The organism is Acaryochloris sp. CCMEE 5410 (assembly GCF_000238775.2).
Classification (GTDB): Bacteria; Cyanobacteriota; Cyanobacteriia; order Thermosynechococcales; family Thermosynechococcaceae; genus Acaryochloris.
Genome location: NZ_AFEJ02000001.1, coordinates 2,218,293 through 2,237,184, shown reverse-complemented (window position 1 = coordinate 2,237,184; position 18,892 = coordinate 2,218,293). Strand labels below are relative to the sequence as shown.

Below are 18,892 nucleotides of genomic sequence, written 5' to 3'. Positions count from 1 at the left end.
GATTGCTGAGTCAGCCTTAACTAGCCTGGGGATTTTTCTTATTATTTAGAATCGTAAATTCATCTAGATCATCCTCAACGGTCGGAGAAGCACCAATGGGAATGCTGGAACGACTGAGAATCTGATCCAAGCTGGCCAGAGCCGCCATTAGATCCTGCTGATTCAAGGTGCAGCCTCCCATGCCCTCTAGGACAGATTCTAGGGATTGCACAAAAGTGCCAATTTTCAGGGATAGCTGATCGCAAGGAAAAGCGGGCAATATTTTCCCCGTTCCCGTGGGCAGAGTTGCATTCGTCTCCACGATGGAAGCAGACGCGATGGTACTCAGGGTCAAAAATAAGGGCAGTTGGGGGTACGTATCCCGACACCAAGCACACAATGCTAAGGCATCCCCTTTATACGCTTCGATATCCACCAACAGTAAATCGGGTAGAACATTAGCCGCCGCATCCAAGTTCATGCGCTGTTGGATGTTGGCAGAAGGGGGCAACCAATGGACGTCAAATCCCTGAGAACAGAGAATCTCCTGCCAAATGATGCCTTGAGTGGCCGACTCCTGCATCATCAACACCTGCTTAGGACGAAACGGAATCGTAGACCCAGAATGGGTGACATAGGGAAAGTGAAATCGGATATCAGTGGATCCGATGGTAATCACATCGCCATGTTTGAGCAGCAACGGCTCTGTGACCCGCTTCTGATTCAGTTGGGAACCATTACTGCTATTGAGATCCACAAAGTAGCAATGCCGATTATCCACAACCTCTAGCTTGGCATGATGCCGAGATACGGCCCCTTCCGCCAACACAATCGAATTAATCGAACTTCGTCCTAGGGTCCAAGTTTTTTGGCTGGTGAGATCAATTTGTTGTGGAATCTCGCCAGTAATAATCAATTGGGGCGCAGGGGAAGACGTCATGGTTGAGATTTAAATGCAAGGGCATAAGGGCCATAGATTTAGTATGGGAATTCCCATCCGGTTAATGAACATTTCAGAGAAAGATTCTGGATGATTTTTGCCATGTCGCAACCAAAATAAAAACGGGTCTCTGGATGCAGAGGCCCGTTGATGCGGTTATTTAAGGTTAGGCTTACTAGCCCTTGAGCGTGACCTGGAGGCTCCCTGGTTCAGCTGGATTACCATATAGCTCAACCCCCCGTTTATTGGCGGCGAGATGCCGGACAATTTTATAGACCGTTTCTATTTTGTCCGGGGCTTCGGCCTTATCAGCCAAACTGGTGATAGGTAATGGCGTTAGGGTATTCCTGAGGATTTGCACAATTTTATTTTGCAAAGCAATGGTATCCGTTGCGGCTTTCTTGCCTGCTTCAACACCCGGTTGGTGATAGGCATTGACATTAATTAAGGACGCATAGAGGCCCACAGCCCGCTCATATAGAGCAATCAAAGCCCCCACCTGTTTGGAGGTCACTTCTGGCAAAGTCACGGTAATGGAATCACGCCGCTTCTCATATAGCGCTTCCCGAGTCCCTAAGAGAAATCCCGATAAGTAATCCCCGGAGGTCACCCCCGGTTCCACTTCAAAACGGGGGCCGTCCCGATCTTTTAAGACCTCGATAAAGGTCAGGAAGAAGTTAGGAATACCTTCCCGCAGTTCTTGGACATAGGCATGTTGATCCGTTGAACCTTTGTTGCCATACACCGCAATGCCTTGATGGACAATTTTGTCGTCCAGATCTTTTTCTTTACCTAGGGACTCCATTACCAGCTGTTGAAGGTAACGGCTAAATAACATCAGGCTGTCCTTATAAGGCAAAATCACCATGTCTTTTTTGCCTGCCCCTTCCCCGGCAAAATACCAAGACAAGGCTAACAAGGCGGCGGGATTGGTTTTGAGATCATGCACACGGGTGGCTTCATCCATGGCTTTGGCCCCGGCCAGCATCTCTCGAATGGCAATGCCCTGCAAGGAAGCTGGCACCAAACCCACCGCAGACAGTTCAGAGGTTCTGCCCCCAACCCAGTCATGCATGGGGAGCATGGCTAACCAGCCCTCATCTTCAGCAATTTGGGCCAGTTTACTGCCATACCCCGTAACAGCAATGGCATGCTTGGGAAAATCTAATCCCAAATTTTTGAAGCGGTTTTTCGCTTCTAACATGCCATTTCGCGTCTCAGGTGTGCCGCCAGACTTAGAAATGGTGACTACCAGGGTTGTATCTAAGCGATCTTGGACCCGGTCCAAAATATAATCAATGCCCGCCGGATCGGTGTTATCGATAAAATGCAGCTCTAAAGCAGGATGGAGCACGGCCAAGGCTTGGGACACAAACTGAGGTCCCAATGACGACCCACCAATGCCAATGGAAATTACATCGGTAAAGCGGGGGGCGGTGGCGGGCTTAATCCGTCCAGCATGAATATCCGCCGCAAAGGCTTCTATTTTTTCTAGCGTGGTAACGATTTCTTTTTTTAATTCAGGGGTGGGGGCGAGATTGGAGTCTCGGAGCCAATAATGGCCCACCATACGATTTTCGTCAGGATTTGCGATCGCACCCGCTTCCAGGGCATCCATTTCTTTGAACGCCTTTACAAACTTAGGCTCCAAGCGTTCCACAAATGCATCATCAAAACTCATGCGGCTGATGTCTACATAGATACCCAGCTGCTCGTGGTAATAAAGCCAATCTTGATAGCGTTGCCAAAGGGCGGCTGCATCCATATATCGTTCCTGAGTGCAATGATTTGTTGATGATTAAACCATAGCGTGAGGGCCAAAAAGGTGACCAAATATTCGGATGGGCTTTAGCATTTCTGAGCAGAGGAAATATCCCCTAGCCTGATAAAATCCTGAAGACGTTGATTTAGGCGGCGCACCTGCGCTTTTACCCCCTCCCAAGCCTATGGAAGTTGGCTATTTTGTTTCTCTGGCGCTGTTCACCACCATTTATGCTCTATTCAGTCTAGGACTGAATTTACAGTGGGGTTACACCGGGCTCATTAACTTTGGTCATATCGCCTTTATGGCGATTGGAGCCTACACCACCATTGCCTTGACCCTGCCCAACTTCATCAAAGAAATGCCCCAGCGGCTGATGGAGCAATATCCAGCGATTGCCAGCCAAGAGGGGCTGGTCTCTGTGTTGGACTTTCTAGGGGATACGTTGCCTGAACAGGTTCCCTTAGTGATTGCCGTGCTGATTGGGGCCTCCTTGGCTGCGCTACTGGGATTAGCCATCGGCACCAGTACGCTACGACTTCGGGAAGATTACCTCTCCATTGTCACCATTGGCGTCTCGGAAGTGGTTCGCTTGGTAGCCGTCAATGAAGAATGGCTGACCCGAGGACCGCGAGGCGTCTTTAACTATCCCCTCCCCTTAGAGAAACTAGAGCCTAATTTAGTGATTCAAGGAGGGATGATTGCCTCCTTAGTCCTGGTCTTGGGTCTGGCCCTGTGGCGACTGTGGCAATGGCTCCTACAGCAACCTCAACGAGAGGGACGTCCCCCCTTGTCTCTCCCTCTATTTGTCGGCTATGTCATCTGTTTAGTTGGCGTTGCCGCCTGCTGGTGGTTTTCCTTTTCCCTCAGCCTCACCGTTGAGCTGCCGTCGGCTTTACAGGAAATCGTCTTGCTGGTGATGCGGTTCGCCATGGTCGCGCCTTTAGGAATTGTGGGGGTTATTCTGGTCTATGCGTCCTGTCGGCGACCCTTGCAGCAACTCCGCACCCAGTCCATGGGGACCCACCTCAGCCTACTCGCCGTTTCCATGGGAATGGGATTAGTGGTGATGTTTTTTGGGGTTCACATCATGGGCATTATCGACTACACCTACAAAGCGGGACTGCTATGGCTGCTGATTTTGACTATTGCCTTGGTCTTTTGGCAGTTGGAGCGCTGGGTCAATTCGCCCTGGGGTCGCGTATTAACCTCGATTCGAGAAGATGAGGAAGTTGCCAAAGCCCTGGGGAAAGATGTCTTTCGCTATAAGCTACAGTCCTTTATGTTAGGCGGTGCGATCGCAGGTATTGCCGGATCCTTTTATGCCTGGCAGCTCACCTTTATCAATCCCGATGGCTTTATTCCCCTCCTCACCTTCCAAGCCTGGATTATTATTGTGGCTGGAGGCGCAGGCAATAACGTGGGCACCCTGCTGGGAGCTGGAATTTTCTGGGCCTACAATGAGGTGACTCGGTTTATCTTGCCCAATATCCTGCCCCTAGATGATGCGCGATTGGGGGCTTTTCGGGTCATGGTGATTGGCCTGATGTTGATTGTTTTGATGATGTGGCGACCCCAAGGTCTGCTGGGTAAAAAGGAGGAACTCACCCTTGGAAGATAAGCGCCAGCCCGCCCCTCCAGTCCAGCCAGAAAAAATGCTGTTGACCGCCCAGGGACTCTCCAAAGCCTTTGGCGGTATCCAAGCTGTTAATAATGCTGAACTCCATGTCCCCGAAGGCAAGATTATCGGGTTAATCGGTCCTAACGGCGCCGGGAAAACCACTCTATTTAATTTGCTCTGTAACTTCATTCCCCCAGACCACGGTCGGATTATTTTCAACGGGAAGCCCATCGAGCGTCTGCAGCCCCATAAAATTGCCCTCCAGGGCATGATTCGTACCTTTCAAGTAGCTCGCGTTCTGTCTCGGCTCTCGGTCTTAGAGAACATGCTGCTGGCCGCCCCCCACCAAACCGGGGAAAAATTGCAAAATACCTTTTTCCAAGCCCATATCATCCGTCGGCAAGAAAAAGAGCTAAAGGAAAAAGCCCATATCATTCTGGAATCCGTGGGCCTAGCCGCCAAAGTGAATGACTATGCGGGTGCCCTCTCTGGTGGTCAGCGCAAGCTGCTGGAAATGGCCCGAGGTCTAATGGCGGATCCCAAGCTGATGTTGTTGGATGAGCCTGCTGCAGGAGTGAACCCCACCCTAATTCAGCAAATCTGTGGCCATATCAATCGGTGGAATGACAACGGCATTACCTTCTTGATTATTGAGCACAATATGGATGTGATTATGTCCCTGTGCGATCGCGTCTGGGTATTGGCCGAGGGACAAAATCTAGCCGAAGGCACCCCCGCAGAGATCCAAGCCAACAAAGAAGTGCTAGAAGCCTATCTAGGACAGTAACGTCAGACGATAGGAGCAGCCATTGTCAAAAAAGTGCTGATCTATATCTTGCTGTTAAAGATCACAGCTAACCCACCCTAGCCTTGCTATCACTAAGACAAGATTTCAATCGCGAAACTTGCCTGTGATCTACCTTCAACAGCCCCAGCCTCAGCAACGCACTCGCCTGAGATTATTGCTAGGTCGACAATATTACATTCAAAAACGAAAGTGGGAATGGCAGTTTTCAGGGACAAAGTTTGCAGTCCCCAAGGGGGCCAATCGCTTACCTATCACAGTATTTTCCCATCAGTCTTTTTTACTACGCCAACTTAAAGACGTAGACATGTGGCTGCAGCACAACAAAGTCACTAATTTACAGCTAGCCATTAATTGCATCAACCCAGTCATCATTTATCCCGGAGAGGTTTTCTCCTTTTGGTATTTAGTCGGCAATCCCACCAAACGACGCGGATTCAAATTGGGTATGACCTTGAACAATGGCCAAGTGAAATCAGGGTATGGAGGTGGACTGTGCCAGTTAGCCAATCTGATATATTGGATGGCTCTACATTCTCCCCTAACCATTAAAGAACGCTGGCGACACAGCTATGATGTCTTTCCCGATCTCAATCGTTCCCTTCCCTTTGGCAGTGGGGCAACGGTCGCCTATAACTATATTGATTTACAGCTAGAAAACAACACTCACCAACCCTTTCAACTATGTCTCTGGTTAACGGACACAGACCTATGTGGCGAGCTGCGATCGGATACAAAATGTCCCTATCATTACGACATCTTGGAGCGCAATCACCAAATTACGGGTCCTGTTGCTGGTCGATATATGCGCCACAACCAGATTTTTCGGAAAAAACGTCATGTATTGACCGATGAGGTTTTCCCAGATGAATTTATTACTGAGAACCACGCACTCATGATGTATTCACCCTTGCTAAGTAGTGGGGACGAGGTGTCATCTTCTAAATCCTCAGTCCATTCCTAATAAGCTGGGGATACTGCAAAGACTCATATTTTAAGGTTTCTGATTGGAGGACTCGTCGTCTCGCCAGAAAACACAAGCGTGGCTGTAGGGCCACCACAGGTTACAGGAGCCAAAATGATCACAGCAAGAGCACTAACCATACTCAACGATGCACAGTATCGATCTAAATCAGACCATAGAGGATTTTTGACAGAAGCATGGGGGTGAACTGTTGGTTTTTTCATGACAAGGTGCTATCTCAGTCGGGGAACCCATCAGTTCTTGAACAGAACGTATACACAAGTTAATCGTTAAAGTTACCTTGAAGGTCAAGACCAAAGCTTATAAGAAAATCTTATGAAGACCCTCCCGGCTCTATCAGAGCCCGTCTTTCACAGGGGGTAAACATTTCCACAAGCTATCCATATTGCTGGAGTAGCAAACCAATGTATAAGATTCGCTACTCCAGCTAGCCTTACTGAATCGAGACCCGATGGCCCCTATCGGCGATTACCTACACGTACCGGACTGCACTACTGTTCAGACTAAAGTTAGTCGTGCCTTGGATAATCGCGATGACTTCACGAGAACTCCCCCCTTCATAAATCAGGGCCGTTCCACTGGACTGTGAAACCCCTAATGAATAATCGCTGGCTGAGCCATTCAGTTGCAATACATCTCCCTGATTGGGTGTGAAGTCTTGTACCACTGCATAATTACTGGTTGCTGGACCGTCAGCATAATAAACCTTTTGGCTATCTCCCAAGACAAAGACATCTGCATCTCTTCCCCCTCGCAGGAAATCAATCTCTCCGACACCGGGTTTAGCATCACTGGTATTGACACCAATTAATCGATCGCGGCCATTTCCCCCAAATAGAGAGTCATTGCCTGAGCCACCATTCAATACATCGTTGCCCGAGTCGCCGTCGATACGGTCATTGCCTGAGCCGCCAAACATACGGTCATTACCCGAGCCACCACTCATACGATCGCTACCACCATCGCCAGACATCACATCGTTACCCGAGCCACCAAACATACGATCGTTGCCACTTCCCCCAAACAGGCGATCATTTCCCCTTCGACCACTGATCAAATCATTACCACCAAATCCCCGAATCACATCATTACGGGATCCACCACGTAAGACATCATTCCGATTAGTGCCATCAATCCGGTTGTCACCAGGCGTAGGACTCGGTGATGGAGTTGGTGTTGGGCTTGGTGATGGAGTTGGTGTTGGAGTCGGTGTCGGAGTTGGTGTTGGAGTAGGAGTGGGCGTTGGCACCGGAGCCGGGGCTGGGGCCGGAGCTGGGGCTGGAGCCGGGGCTGGGGCTGGAGCTGGGGTTGGAGTCGGAGAAGGTGATAAGGGACTAACAGACCCAGTACCACTGCCATAAAGACTGCGAATTCCATTGATATCATCCTGTAGCAAGAACGCAGTGCCCGCCCCACTAAACCGCCGTTGAATCGAGGGATTCATAATCGCATCCACTCCAGATTCATGCCCAAGGCCGAGACTATGGCCCGTTTCATGAACAGCGGTTTCTAGAAATAAGCCAGCATTCCAAGTTTCGCCAGTATCGTAGGTTTGATCACCGCCTCGCGGGAAAAATGCGAAAGCCAAGGTACCACTACGACCATCAATAAACTCAGCTCCGACCCGGATATCAACGTCGCTGCCATTCCCAGGATCTTGAACTTCTCGGAAATTTAATGGAGCATAATCTGCCCAAACACCCAGAGCCTCGCGGAAGAGAGATTTCGCCTGGCTATCTGATAACCCATTTAATTGAAAACTAGGTGCAAAACTGTATGTAATATTGACTGCGTTCCCGCTTCCTCCAGGCTGGTTCCATTTGAATCGCCCATTACTGTCATTAAATTGAGCAAACGATCCACCTGTCTGAAACCTTGCACCATGGCTATGTGCAGTTCCGCAAGCAGTACATAAACAGCAATAACCACTTTCTAGCGTCTTTGGAGCTGGAGTTCCCACATTTTTCTCTAATGTAGTGTCTTGTGTGGATGGCTCAGCCGAAAAAAGTGGTATCGAGATGAAAGTCTGAATATCAGGAAGATTGACTTTAGTACCTAACTCAGAGAGTTCTAGGATTTGCTGTGGGGCAATATCAATATTGTCACTTTTGATATCGACAGATGCTTGTGAGGTTGAACCAACTTTCAGGTCATTCAAGCTTTCAATTGGAGATTCCAACTCATGCTCAAAATTAAGCTGAAATGATTGACGCATATATCCTCCTAAGGATCAGTAACTTACAAGTTTTAGAGACATAAGCTCCCCCTTTAAATCCGTATATCCTTAGAGGTTTTATCATATAGTTGATACACCTGTGAAGTAATTCAGGATACCGATATAGCGAGGAAGATTATCTATTTGCATCTACTGACTAGATCAATAGATTTTGAGTTGACATTTAAATTCCCTAATCACAAAATATTTTTCTTGAGAATATTATTGTTTTGGTACTCCATATAGCTCTAGTTAGGGTATTGTCTAGATTTATCTTTCAATTCTTCATCTCATCAACCACTACTGAAATAGTTTTTGCATCAATGGAGAATAAAATTGCTGATGCTCAATCTAAGAACTTGAAGTGTCAAAGGAAGTCTACTGACACCAAAAAAATTTCAGAAAGATTGTGCAGGCAACCGACAACTGAAAACTTGTATTATTACAAGGAATAGTGATGCCATTTTTGATCAGAGATCTGGGCATTTAAGAGTCGGACTTACATTACTCCAACCCATGTTGAGGGCAACTCCAACTATCTTGATGGCAATATGAGCCGTTTAAAAATGCAGTCCCTGATCTAGCAGGAGCATTGAAGCTTTGTACTCAACTAGGTGATAGCCGCAGGCACTATGTTCAATGTCTAAGCCCCTCGGCACGGTTAGCTCTTGGCGTTATATCTGTGTATAGGCTGAGTACAGCCTAGGAAGGCTAGGCATCAAAGATTGAGATTGAAGCGCTGACATAGACTGTTGGATGAAGACTATCTCTATGCCTGAACACCTAATTACTTTTAGATTACTGTTACTTCTTGAACATTTTTGGAAACGATTATTGCTTTGAAGAGTTGAATGATGATTGCCAGCCATATAGTACCTTATTACTTATGGTTCTATAGATATTCCTCAGAAAAAGAAAGAAAAGTTTCTAGCAGATCTGCTCATTTATAAACTTAAAGTAAAAGCGGATAGAATCATAAACTAATAGCTTCGGCAAAGACCTTAAAAATTAATTTCATTCATATGAAATTAATTTTTAAGGATAGATTTGAGATGATTCATTCATTCTTTAGAAATTAATTATCTACAAACATATCTAGACCTATTCCCCTATATAGCTTAGTCAATCCATGATCATATATGCTGATGACTTTAGAGCATATAGCTTCCAGCCACCAATCTCACAATCAAAAGCAGCTAAACTTTCTTCTGTGAATCAGTATGGCAACACCCTGTCTGAGATAATGTTTAAGAACAACACTGATTGGTATAACTTATGGATTTTTTTGTATAACTTCACAGTATAAATTTTTCTATAATAAAAGCATTTATTTTACGGTTCCTTTTATTCCCAATTATTTCTTTAGAGATATTCCCATCTATTCAGAAGAGAGCGCTAGACAACCACATAAAAATATGAAGTCTAAAATTTAATTACATCTTCTATATCAGTCAATTTAAATAGGGTCAGATATAGAAGATTTTTCTTCTAAGTATCAAAAATTTTCATCCCTCAATATTTCAGAATTCCAATCATGACAGTTAACACTTGCAACACCAAGATAGGTTGTCAAAGCATTGCTCCCAGGTTTGAATTTTTTTGTTCGATCAAATTCTCTGAATTTTGATGATGTTGATTTATGAGATTTTTTACTTATAAATGCAGAAAAAATATCGTCTCTAGCATGTTTGAGTTTAATGCTTGTTCCGAACCAAGAGGAACCACAAACATCAGGGCAATTTTGTTGGTATTTTCCCTAATATGTATGCTTTGTCTGCACACAAACAATCACCAACATTGATATTTCAGGCAACCTGAGGTGCTATTTCTAGTTCTTGGGGGTCACTAGTACGCTAGCCACGACATTGTTTTCTCGTAAACATAATCCCCAGCGAAGACAACTTCAATGAGATTTATGCCAAACAGCCCCGTTAGAAACTAAATAGAACTCTTAGAAGGTTTAAGCTTTCAATTAAATGGGCGATGACGGGCTCGAACCGCCGACATCTTCGGTGTAAACGAAGCGCTCTACCAACTGAGCTAATCGCCCTTACGATTGAAGCAATCGAAAATGTATTGTAGCAGACTGTTGCCAGGTTTACCCACAAATCCAACAAATCCAGCATAATGGATGCAACTTTGCTCCGTTTTCTCCTATGCCCTCTGGCCGCACCCATGATCAAATCACCTTAGGGATGCTTCCTGGTATTGCTATTGTTACCCTAGTTTTGAGTCGGAGTGCAAGCCTGACCCTCAGTCTCAGTGGTGCCTTTCTATTCAGTGGATTGATGTTTGGCCCGGATCTCGATATCTACTCCATCCAATACAAACGGTGGGGATGGCTGCGCGTTATTTGGTTACCCTACCGCAAGGTATTACATCATCGATCCTGGCTATCTCATGGCCCCATTATTGGCACGATACTAAGATTGCTTTATCTAGGCATCTGGCTCGGGTTGGGGGCTATACTAGCAGGACTCTTGCTCACCCAAGTTTGGGGCATCCCTGTGAACCGTCAACAACTCTTGCAACAGGCAGAGTTGTATCGTCAGCAATATCTATCCGAAGGACTGGCTATTTTACTCGGACTAGAAATAGGAGCCATGAGCCATTCTTTTAGTGATGGCCTTGGATCGCTATGCAAGTCAACCTTAAAACGGCTCAAACTGTAGTGTTTTCACCTTCGTTGTCAGTAATCTTTATCACTTCACTTGAATTACTGGCTATATAACTGGTAAATAACGCATCATATGGTTAGCCCTCACAATTGTGATGCCATGCCTAGTCCCGAAACTCCAGCCAGATTGCAAATCGTCACGGCAGCCAGTGTCTTGACTGAGGGTGTCCAGCTCCACGTTCCCATACTAATTACTCAGGTTGAGTCTGCCTCGATGATGCGAACGCTACATGCTGCCTTGCAAGCCGCGTTCCCTTTAGATTATCCCGTCAGTATTGTGGGCGAGCTAACGGCTGAAGAGCCGCAACTGTCGCAAACGACCCTAGAGCAGATTGGTGAGAAGAAGGGCATTTCCTACCCAGCCAATGTGTACTTGCCTGCCCAGGTCTCTGCAGTGACCATCGCCGTTCAGCAGCTGGTGGAAGTGGTGGCTAAGCTAAGGTCTCCCGATGGAGGCTGCCCCTGGGATCTAGAGCAAACGCCTCAAAGTCTCACTCCCTATATTATTGAAGAAGCTTACGAAACTATCGACGCCATTCAGTCCGGCAGTACAGAGGCCATTACCGAAGAGTTAGGCGATTTACTTTTGCAGGTGGTTCTACAAGCCCAAATTGCTTGCGAGCAAGATCAGTTTAGTCTAGAAGAGATTGCCCAAGGCATTACCAAAAAGCTGATTCGTCGCCATCCCCATGTCTTCGCGGATGTGGAAGCTAATAGCATTGAGGAAGTGCGGGCCAATTGGGAAGAGATCAAAGCTGCAGAAAAAGGTGAATCGGCTGATCAACCCCAGGCGTTGAGTGACAAGATGCAGCGATATACCCGTAGCTTGCCGCCTTTAATGGCAGGGTTAAAACTGTCCGAGAAGGCCGCCGCCGCTGGACTAGAATGGCAAGATCTTAATGATGTTTGGACAAAGTTCTACGAGGAACTGGCTGAATTTCAGGAATCTTTGCTGCAAAGCGATACAGAACATCAGCTCTCGGAGTTGGGAGATCTCTTCTTTACCCTGGTAAATGTGGCGCGGTGGTGCCAGCTCGATCCCACCTCTGCTCTGCGGAGTACGAATAAGAAGTTGATTGACCGCATCGCTAATATTGAGTCGCAAGCGACCAAGCCTCTGGCAGAGCATTCTTTTGAAGAATTAGAAGCTTTATGGCAAGCAGCCAAGCAGCAGTTAGATTCAACGGATACAGCAGGTGTAATAGACAACGCATCTGCTCTGACGGAAGGGTTACCTACAGCTTTCGTTGCCCCAGAAACTAGCGAACCGGCTACTGACCCAGCGAATCCTGAATTGTCTTCTACCTAATTCGGATTACAGTTAAGGAATAGTCTGTCCGCTCTATTCATGCATTATCCCCGTTCTACAATTAACCGCGCTGTTCGGGCTGTGGCTTGCAGTCCCTTTACGATTCATTTATTGATAACGATGCGATCGCAAAGTGTATCCCTACAAGACATGTGCGATCGCAGTGGCGTTACCGCAGGTTATACCCAAACAGCCCTCTCTGAACGGCAGGCCGAAGATACCTTACTGTGGCTGATCCAGGTGGGGCTTCTGCGTCGAGAAGTGGATGGCCAGGGCCTGACGGACAGTTTTCGCCTCACGCCCTTGGGCCGCCAACTCATTGATCAATGGCAGCACCAGGGTAAAGATATTCCAAAACCTTCCCTATCAGATCGATTCCAAAACCTTTGTCAGCGCTGGGTCCGCATCCCCGTCTAATGAGTGCCATCATGGTGGTCGGGACCACCTCCCATGCTGGGAAATCGATTATGGCGGCGGTGATTTGCCGAATGCTCAAACGTCAGGGCTATCAAGTCACCCCCTTTAAAGGGCAAAATATGGCCCTCAATGCCTACGTCACCCATGCTGGGGATGAAATTGGCCATGCCCAAGCCGTACAAGCCTGGGCTGCCGGTCTTGAACCTCGGGTAGAAATGAACCCCATTTTGCTGAAACCCCAAGGAGATATGACCTCCCAGGTGATCCTCAATGGCAAAGCCGTTGGTCGAACCCAGGCAGCTGATTACTACCGGGATTATTTTGATCGGGGTTGGCAAGCCATTACAATCGCATTAGCCACCCTCCAGCAAGAATTTGACTGGATTGTCTGCGAAGGAGCCGGTAGTCCCGCTGAGATTAATCTCAAACATCGCGATCTCACGAATATGCGGGTTGCCAAACATCTCCATGCCCCCACCCTTTTAGTCGCAGATATTGATCGGGGCGGTGTGTTTGCCCATATCGTCGGCACTCTGGAATTGCTGGACCCCGATGAGCGCGTTCTGATTAAAGGATTTGTAATTAATAAATTTCGTGGACAGCGATCGCTACTGGAATCTGGCATTACCTGGTTGGAAGAGCGAACTGGTATTCCTGTAGTGGGCGTGATTCCCTGGCTAGAGCATTCTTTACCAGCCGAAGATTCCTTAGATCTATTTGAACGACGTCGAACCAAACCCAATGCCGAAGTAACCATTGTGGTTATCCGTCTATCGCGCATCTCGAATTTCACGGATTTCGATCCACTGGAAGCTGAACCCTCAGTGCGTTTACAGTTTGTTGGCCCAAATCAACCCTTAGGCCAGCCCGATGCCGTCATTGTGCCAGGGTCTAAAACCACTATTGCAGACCTACAGCAGCTCCAAGTCTCAGGTATGGCGGATCAGCTTCGGGCCTATAGCCAAGCAGGAGGCATGGTCTTAGGGATCTGTGGCGGTTTCCAAATGCTGGGTCAAACCATTGCAGATCCACAGGGCACTGAAGGTCCCCCGGGGCAGTTGTCGGGGCTAGGGCTGCTCCCCCTCCAGACCGCCATGACTGGGGACAAGATTACTCGCCAACGCCAAGCCCAAATCATCTTGCCGACCTACTGTTCCGCTTTAGGCAATGCGGCGAAAACCATCCAGGGCTATGAAATACATCAAGGGCAAACCCAGGTATTACAACCAAAAGCAGTGCAACAGTGGTTCGATGATCCGGCTTTAGGCGTGGCGAGTTGCAACCATCACACCTTAGGAACCTATTTACATGGGATTTTTAATAATGGGCCATGGCGACGTGTTTGGTTGAATCAGTTGCGAGCCCAGAAAAATTTACCTCCGCTTTCCCTTGAAATTCCAGATTATGACGTCTATCGAGACCAGATGCTGGACCAAGTCACCGATGCCATCGCCCCCTATCTCAATCTTCAACCTTTCCTAGAGGGGCCATAGAACAGCCTCGTGTTCCGCTGGGTTTCTCTTGCTTGAGGACAGAACCCTGTTGGTTTCAGCTTCGGCAAGATATGAAGAGGAGCTGCTTCCGCATAGAAATAATCCCTATAAAGTTATTCGCATTAGGGGTAAACCTTGCTCCCTTGATCCGGTTCAAGGGAGTAGATAATCTCACAATACACTCGATGATCGACAGTATGAATACCCGTCATTGGGAAAGTTATGCACAGTTACTATTTATGGACGTCACCTTATCCAGTTGATTCTTCTATTATTTATTTGTGATTACCAATTTTTAGAATTAACATTCAAAGATATACAGATTTAAATCGTAAATAAAACAGGTTTGTATACAAACCCTGGTCATACTGTTAGAGAGTTAGACAGACTGCATTGGTCTCTCTATACAAGTAACGCTCTAGGCCTCTCTCTTGAACTTGTTCTTTCTTTCACCCCCGAGTTAGAACGGTTTACTCCGCTACACCAGAGTTCGATGCCCTAGGCGATGCCTCCATCAACTGAAGAATGGTCTCGACATCCGTACCTTCCTGGTTGCGGATTGACTAAGCAGCAGGATCGCATCTCAGAAATTCCGTGTTTTCTGGGATGGCATGGCTTGGGGTATTTGCTATGCGCTTTTAAATAAATTATTTGCGACCCTAATAAAATCAGTATTTTCTGTGATTTATAAATCACTGATATTGAGCATACTAAGGGTAGTTGCAGAAAAATATGGCAGTTGAACAATAATCATTGTTGTTCGCCAAACATAAAAATCATGTAACAGAGGGGGGTGAGCAAAATAGATTGTTTTGCTCGCTTATTTTATAAATCTAAATTTTTTTAATCTAGCCTACTGCTAGATAAATATGGCTTTGGCTTTAAGGGGGTTTCAGCCATCGCTTTTGCTGCCCAGAATGATCTGCTCCAGCTTGAGACTGGGTAGCTATGGCCTGCAAACGGCCTACAGATACTAAGGCTTCTACCTGTCATTGCAAGCACAACACCATCTCTTTTGAACGATGAACAAGAGACGACAACACTTCCAATCTGTAGTTGGGTTAGGATTGTCCCTGCTGACTTGGGTAACAGCCACTCCTATCGCTACAGCTACAACTCTCCCCGTTACCAACGGCTTGCGGTTCCAAACCAGTGGTCCTTTGCGTTGTGCAAATATTGGAGACTGGTACACCACGAATGGTAGCAGTGGTGGCGGAGCTTGCAACGGTGCAGCCACCACCAGTACCGATAGAATTCATCGATTTGTCGTCGATATCACCCCTGAGATGATTACGGCCATGGGGGGTAGCGTTACGGTTAGTGTTGAAGATGCTGAAAGTAATGGTGCGATTGATGAAGTCTCAGGTGCTGGTGACCCGACTCGGTTTCAGCTGCGGACAGCAGATGGAAATACGGTTCTACAATCTCAAACCGTCAATTCTGGCAGTCCTGATAACACCACGGTTAACTTTACGATCACAACTTCAGGCACATACCAAATTACGAGTGAAACCGGTGCAGGACCGATCTTTGGCGATAATACCACTGCTCTGAATAACGATGATAATAGCTTTCGGATTAATATCCCCGATGCCCCTGGTCTGCCCCCGGCCTCCCAAGGCTTAGTGGGGCAGTATCAGGGGACTGTCCAACATAATGCGGGGGGCACCTTAACTATTCCGTTCTATTTTTTGGTAGGCCCCGGCACAGGGAGTCTGTTTCTCCGCAACTTTGATATCGATAACAACGGTACATTAACCTATACCCGCCCCAATGGATCGACGATAGCGGGTACTAACTCTGGCAATGGTCGTTGGAATAACGGTGGGAACCTCAATACCGGAGGTGATACCATACCTGGCTTAACTCTATCTGACGCTGGGTTATGGGGTCTCAGAGTTAATAATCTATCCAGAAACAACCAAATGATTGTGGAGGCAAATACGGGAACGGGAGATCGTCTAGTTCTCTATAACGAACCACCGACTCGGGCGGGGGATTTTACAATTACCCCGGATACGACCCTATCAACAACGATTGGTGTAGCGGTTGATCATCCTTTTTCCGTGACGAATGAATTTCTAACCACAGACATTATCAACCTCAATCCCGTGGGCACCAATGCTAACTATACGGTCCAGTTGCTGGATGCTAGCGGCAATGCTTTGACCGATACGGATGGTGATGGCCAGCTCGATACGGGGATTCTAAACCCGAATCAAACCCAAAGTTTTATTTTGCGGGTTACCCCTCTAGCAGGCGCGAATGCATCGGATGTCACCGAGATTCAAGCGACCTCTTTTATGGATCAGCAAGTTGATCCAACCAATAACAAAACCTTGTCCATTACCAAGACCACAACCCTCCCACCGCCAAAACTGGTTCTCGTCAAACGGATTACGGCGATCAATGGCAATCGGACTATTAATCCCAATGACAATACGGTGCTGAACCAGTTTGTGGATGATGTCACGACCAATGACAATGAGGCAGGCTGGCCGAATAACTACTTAACAGGTGCCTTCTCTGCAGGGTTAGTCCGCCCTGGTGACGAAATTGAATATACGATTTACTTTCTCAATGCTGGGGGGCGTCCTGCCTTTGACGTAACCATCTGCGATCGCTTACAGCCGTTCCAAACCTTTCAACCCGTTTCATTCCTATCCAGTGGAGATGCAGAATTTCAGCTAGGAACCAGTGCAGTCATACCGTTAACTGCAGTAAACGACAGTAGTGATCGCGCCCTGTATGCCGCTCCCAATACAGCGATACCAAGTGAGTGTAATCTTGCTGGCCCCAATGGCAATGGGACATTTGTCCTCAATTTAACGGGCAATACGGGAACGGGTATGCCAAATCTCCCTAATCTCCCGAACTCGACTGGGGCAGGAGCCCCGAATGATTCCTATGGGTTGTTCCGTTTTCGCACCACCGTGGATGAGTAAAGCCGAATCTATTGGCAATTTTTGATACATTGTAAGCAATGCCTGTATAGATGGGCAGTACAATATGGGTGCCCATATGAAAACAACGGTAGATATTAATGACACGCTTTTACTGCAGGCTAAGCAGCTAGCGGCGAAGCAGCAAGGAACACTCAAAAGCGTTCTAGAAGCTGCATTAAGGCAATTTTTGGAGACTCATGCTGAAAGTAGATCTCCTTTCAAATTGCGCAAACATACGTTTCGTGGCAGTGGGCTCCAGACGGGCAAGGTTGAAGGCGATTGGAGCACCATTCGAGACAGTATCTACGAAGGCCGGGGTGGATGATTGCGGTCGATACCAATATTTTGGTTTATGCCCATCGAGAAGATTCAGAATGGCATCTTGCGGCTGATCAATGTCTTACAGAACTGGCAGAAGCTGGGACTCCGTGGGCAATTCCTTGGCCTTGCATCCATGAGTTTTTTGCTATCGTCACTCATCCTCGCATTTATGCTCCACCGACTCCCTCAGCAGATGCAAGTGCGCAGATTGATTGCTGGTTGGAATCCCCAACGTTACATTTGCTAGGGGAAGGGCTCGGCTATTGGGAAGTACTGAGTAGTTTGTTAGAGACGAGTCGAGTCAAAGGTCCCCAAGTACATGATGCTCGCATTGCTGCTTTATGTAAATTGCATGGTGTTGCTACACTCTGGACTGCAGACCGAGACTTTAATCGATTTCAGGATCTAGCAAGTACGAACCCATTAGTGTCTCTGCAATAGTTTGTGACAAAAGCATCATACAAATACTAGTATAAAATTACTACTGTATTTATGTGAATCATCGGGTAGCAACGTAAAGTAGGATACTTTAGGGCAATCCTTACCTAGCTGAAATAGCTGTAGCATTGGCTCATAAACTAGAAAGCTAAAATCCTTGCTGTACAGACTGTCCCGCCTTAAGTTGATACCCAAGCAGAGCGCTTAAAATAATAATATTTTCCAAAAGTTTAAATTCAAAAAATAACCAGTTCTTTACTCATAATTCTAGATTAGGTGACATCAGTAGACACTGCTTTCTTCTGACCCAACCGGGGTTCAGTCCCTGCCAATAACCGTTGAATATTGGCCCAATGCCGCCATATCACATAGACCCCTGCCGTAATGCTAAAGAGCACATAAGCCAACGGTTCTTTGGCAACAAACATCAAGACGGGTAGGGAAATCGCTGCACTAATTGAACTGAGGGAGACAATTCGTGACAGAGACACCACCAAAGCAAAAATCCCTAAAGCTGCAAGACCCACCGTCCAGCTCATCACCAAAAGTACGCCTAATCCCGTCGCCACAGACTTTCCGCCCGTAAAATTCAGCCAAATGGATTTACTATGGCCCAAAATCGCCATTAGCCCCGCCATAATCACAAACAGAGATAGCCATAGAGCCGTCTCGATTGCCTCGGGTGCCTGACTCAAAAACGCAGGATTTGCATAGGCCCATCGCACTAGCGCGACGGCTCCTGCGCCTTTGAGTATATCCACCACCAACGTAGTTAATCCCGGTCCCTTGCCCAGTGTCCGTAAAACATTGGTGGCCCCGGTCGATTTCGACCCATGTTCCCGGATATCGATGCCTTGCAGGATTTTACCCAGCAAATAGCCCGTGGGAAAAGAACCCAAAAAATAGGCAACGATTAACAGTACACCGTTACACAGTAACCAGAGAGCCATAACCCAACCGTCCTGAACATGCTTACCTCTATTGT

The 18,892-nt window shown here is 47.1% G+C and carries 14 protein-coding genes and 1 tRNA gene; 10 read left to right on the top strand and 5 right to left on the bottom strand.

Features of this window, described 5'->3' with window-relative positions; genetic code table 11:
* Nucleotides 1-16 precede the first annotated feature (16 nt).
* Together ON05_RS10015 and ON05_RS10010 are read right to left on the bottom strand one after the other, a co-directional pair.
* Nucleotides 17-919, bottom strand: a complete 903-nt coding sequence (locus tag ON05_RS10015; protein ID WP_010470260.1) for an FHA domain-containing protein — start codon at nucleotides 917-919, stop codon at nucleotides 17-19.
* 175 nt (nucleotides 920-1,094) lie between these two features.
* On the bottom strand, nucleotides 1,095-2,684 hold the full coding sequence (locus ON05_RS10010; RefSeq protein ID WP_010470262.1) for a glucose-6-phosphate isomerase: 1,590 nt from the start codon (nucleotides 2,682-2,684) through the stop codon (nucleotides 1,095-1,097).
* Between the two features lie 181 nt (nucleotides 2,685-2,865).
* Between ON05_RS10010 and ON05_RS10005 the strand changes: the two genes are divergently transcribed.
* From ON05_RS10005 to ON05_RS09995, 3 genes are all read left to right on the top strand, one after another.
* A complete protein-coding gene (locus ON05_RS10005; RefSeq protein ID WP_010470264.1) occupies nucleotides 2,866-4,302 on the top strand; it encodes a branched-chain amino acid ABC transporter permease in 1,437 nt (478 codons plus the stop codon).
* Nucleotides 4,292-5,089 carry an ABC transporter ATP-binding protein gene (locus ON05_RS10000; protein ID WP_010470266.1) on the top strand — a complete coding sequence of 266 codons (798 nt, stop codon included), beginning with the start codon at nucleotides 4,292-4,294 and terminating at the stop codon, nucleotides 5,087-5,089. Before ON05_RS10005 ends, ON05_RS10000 begins: the two co-directional genes overlap by 11 nt.
* Nucleotides 5,090-5,207: 118 nt before the next feature.
* The gene (locus tag ON05_RS09995; protein WP_010470268.1) at nucleotides 5,208-6,071 is read left to right on the top strand and encodes a VanW family protein; all 864 of its coding nucleotides are present in this window, start codon (nucleotides 5,208-5,210) and stop codon (nucleotides 6,069-6,071) included.
* A gap of 493 nt (nucleotides 6,072-6,564) precedes the next feature.
* Here ON05_RS09995 and ON05_RS09990 read toward each other — a convergent pair whose 3' ends face one another.
* On the bottom strand, nucleotides 6,565-8,307 hold the full coding sequence (locus ON05_RS09990; RefSeq protein WP_010470270.1) for a matrixin family metalloprotease: 1,743 nt from the start codon (nucleotides 8,305-8,307) through the stop codon (nucleotides 6,565-6,567).
* Nucleotides 8,308-10,284: 1,977 nt separating this feature from the next.
* A tRNA-Val gene (locus ON05_RS09985) sits at nucleotides 10,285-10,357 on the bottom strand.
* Between the two features lie 106 nt (nucleotides 10,358-10,463).
* On the opposite strand from ON05_RS09985, the gene ON05_RS09980 reads away from it, so the two are divergent.
* The 7 genes from ON05_RS09980 to ON05_RS09950 all read left to right on the top strand — a co-directional run bounded on the left by ON05_RS09980 (nucleotide 10,464) and on the right by ON05_RS09950 (nucleotide 17,910).
* Entirely contained in the window at nucleotides 10,464-10,979 is a 516-nt protein-coding gene (locus tag ON05_RS09980; protein WP_010470033.1) for a metal-binding protein, read from the top strand.
* 105 nt (nucleotides 10,980-11,084) lie between these two features.
* The gene (mazG, locus tag ON05_RS09975; protein ID WP_236618854.1) at nucleotides 11,085-12,293 is read left to right on the top strand and encodes a nucleoside triphosphate pyrophosphohydrolase; all 1,209 of its coding nucleotides are present in this window, start codon (nucleotides 11,085-11,087) and stop codon (nucleotides 12,291-12,293) included.
* 39 nt (nucleotides 12,294-12,332) lie between these two features.
* Complete coding sequence (locus tag ON05_RS09970) at nucleotides 12,333-12,710, top strand: Npun_F0494 family protein (protein WP_010470038.1); 378 nt, start codon at nucleotides 12,333-12,335, stop codon at nucleotides 12,708-12,710.
* Entirely contained in the window at nucleotides 12,710-14,203 is a 1,494-nt protein-coding gene (locus ON05_RS09965; protein ID WP_010470040.1) for a cobyric acid synthase, read from the top strand. The genes ON05_RS09970 and ON05_RS09965 overlap by 1 nt, the downstream gene beginning before the upstream one ends.
* 1,022 nt (nucleotides 14,204-15,225) lie before the next feature.
* Complete coding sequence (locus ON05_RS09960) at nucleotides 15,226-17,148, top strand: DUF11 domain-containing protein (protein ID WP_010470042.1); 1,923 nt, start codon at nucleotides 15,226-15,228, stop codon at nucleotides 17,146-17,148.
* Nucleotides 17,149-17,224: 76 nt separating this feature from the next.
* Nucleotides 17,225-17,473 (top strand): hypothetical protein, encoded by a 249-nt coding sequence (locus ON05_RS09955; RefSeq protein ID WP_139025620.1) that lies wholly within the window; start codon nucleotides 17,225-17,227, stop codon nucleotides 17,471-17,473.
* Nucleotides 17,470-17,910, top strand: coding sequence for a TA system VapC family ribonuclease toxin (locus tag ON05_RS09950; RefSeq protein WP_010470046.1), 441 nt, complete (start codon nucleotides 17,470-17,472; stop codon nucleotides 17,908-17,910). The genes ON05_RS09955 and ON05_RS09950 overlap by 4 nt, the downstream gene beginning before the upstream one ends.
* A gap of 269 nt (nucleotides 17,911-18,179) precedes the next feature.
* On the opposite strand, the gene plsY is transcribed toward ON05_RS09950, so the two are convergent.
* Nucleotides 18,180-18,857: a glycerol-3-phosphate 1-O-acyltransferase PlsY gene (gene plsY / locus ON05_RS09945; protein ID WP_010470048.1), complete on the bottom strand. Its 678-nt coding sequence runs from the start codon at nucleotides 18,855-18,857 to the stop codon at nucleotides 18,180-18,182.
* Nucleotides 18,858-18,892: the final 35 nt, after the last annotated feature.

Excerpts from the sequence above, each read along its gene's own strand:
- ON05_RS10015 (WP_010470260.1), bottom strand. The coding sequence starts at position 919 with ATGACGTCTTCCCCTGCGCCCCAATTGATTATTACTGGCGAGATTCCA.
- ON05_RS10010 (WP_010470262.1), bottom strand. The coding sequence starts at position 2,684 with ATGGATGCAGCCGCCCTTTGGCAACGCTATCAAGATTGGCTTTATTAC.
- ON05_RS10005 (WP_010470264.1), top strand. The coding sequence starts at position 2,866 with ATGGAAGTTGGCTATTTTGTTTCTCTGGCGCTGTTCACCACCATTTAT.
- ON05_RS09990 (WP_010470270.1), bottom strand. The coding sequence starts at position 8,307 with ATGCGTCAATCATTTCAGCTTAATTTTGAGCATGAGTTGGAATCTCCA.
- ON05_RS09980 (WP_010470033.1), top strand. The coding sequence starts at position 10,464 with ATGCCCTCTGGCCGCACCCATGATCAAATCACCTTAGGGATGCTTCCT.
- mazG (WP_236618854.1), top strand. The coding sequence starts at position 11,085 with ATGCCTAGTCCCGAAACTCCAGCCAGATTGCAAATCGTCACGGCAGCC.
- ON05_RS09970 (WP_010470038.1), top strand. The coding sequence starts at position 12,333 with ATGCATTATCCCCGTTCTACAATTAACCGCGCTGTTCGGGCTGTGGCT.
- ON05_RS09965 (WP_010470040.1), top strand. The coding sequence starts at position 12,710 with ATGAGTGCCATCATGGTGGTCGGGACCACCTCCCATGCTGGGAAATCG.
- ON05_RS09960 (WP_010470042.1), top strand. The coding sequence starts at position 15,226 with ATGAACAAGAGACGACAACACTTCCAATCTGTAGTTGGGTTAGGATTG.
- ON05_RS09955 (WP_139025620.1), top strand. The coding sequence starts at position 17,225 with ATGAAAACAACGGTAGATATTAATGACACGCTTTTACTGCAGGCTAAG.
- ON05_RS09950 (WP_010470046.1), top strand. The coding sequence starts at position 17,470 with ATGATTGCGGTCGATACCAATATTTTGGTTTATGCCCATCGAGAAGAT.
- plsY (WP_010470048.1), bottom strand. The coding sequence starts at position 18,857 with ATGGCTCTCTGGTTACTGTGTAACGGTGTACTGTTAATCGTTGCCTAT.